Source organism: Alcanivorax sp. HI0044 (assembly GCF_001634945.1).
In genome coordinates, this window is the sequence record NZ_LWEZ01000145.1 from 1 (window position 1) to 793 (window position 793).

The window sequence follows — 793 nt, forward strand, 5'->3', positions numbered from 1 at the left end:
CGGCTTTGTGCGCATGGCCAACCATAACGCCTTTTTTAATGGCGCCACGCCCATGAGCATCATGGGCAGCGGCCGGGTCGCCAGCCTTTACGAGGTGCACCGTCAGCTCGACAGCCTGCGAGGCGGCCAATGGGGCTGAGTGAACCGAATACCGATGCCTTGCCATGTACCACGCTACGCGGACAAATCGCCTACCGGCTGGTCAATGGCAAATACCCCCCCATCGCCATCTTCGATGATGTGGCGGACCAGGCTGACTTCGATGCGCTGTTTGCGGTGCAGGCACTCACCAATCCACGCCTGCAGAATGATGTTGGCGAGCTGAACCGGGTACCGCCCGATCAGCGCCCCTGGGGCATCCCCGGTTGCAACTACGCCCTGGGCCCTTTCGTGCATGTGAACCCGGCCGGTTCGCGCTTCTCTGCGGGCCATTACGGCGTATTCTATTGCGCCGACCGCATGGCAACGGCCATCGCCGAAACCCGCTATCACCAGCAACGCTACTTCCAGCAGGTGGATGGCCTCAAATATGACCGCATCGTGATGCGCGGTCTGAAGGTCAATTTCACCGCGACACTCATCGATATCACCCCCGCCAGCGACCACCCACGCTGGCATGCGCCCGATGATTACAGCGCAGCCCACCTGCTCGGTCAGCAATTACGGGACCAACAACACAGCGGCATTCATTACGAATCGGTGCGAGCTGCCGGCAGCCATTGCTACGCCCTGCTGACCCCGCAAATTATCGCCAGCATTACCCCCAGCGCTCACTACGAATACATCTGGGACG

At 60.7% G+C, this 793-nt stretch carries 2 protein-coding genes; both read left to right on the forward strand.

Annotated features, from left to right (window positions below):
- The first annotated feature begins 13 nt into the window (after positions 1 to 13).
- On the forward strand, positions 14 to 139 hold the full coding sequence (locus A3730_RS32445; RefSeq protein ID WP_255364143.1) for an antitoxin Xre/MbcA/ParS toxin-binding domain-containing protein: 126 nt from the start codon (positions 14 to 16) through the stop codon (positions 137 to 139).
- Positions 130 to 793, forward strand: a 664-nt coding sequence (locus A3730_RS01765) for an RES family NAD+ phosphorylase (protein ID WP_063537347.1), incomplete at its 3' end; no start/stop codon positions are given. The genes A3730_RS32445 and A3730_RS01765, both read left to right, overlap by 10 nt.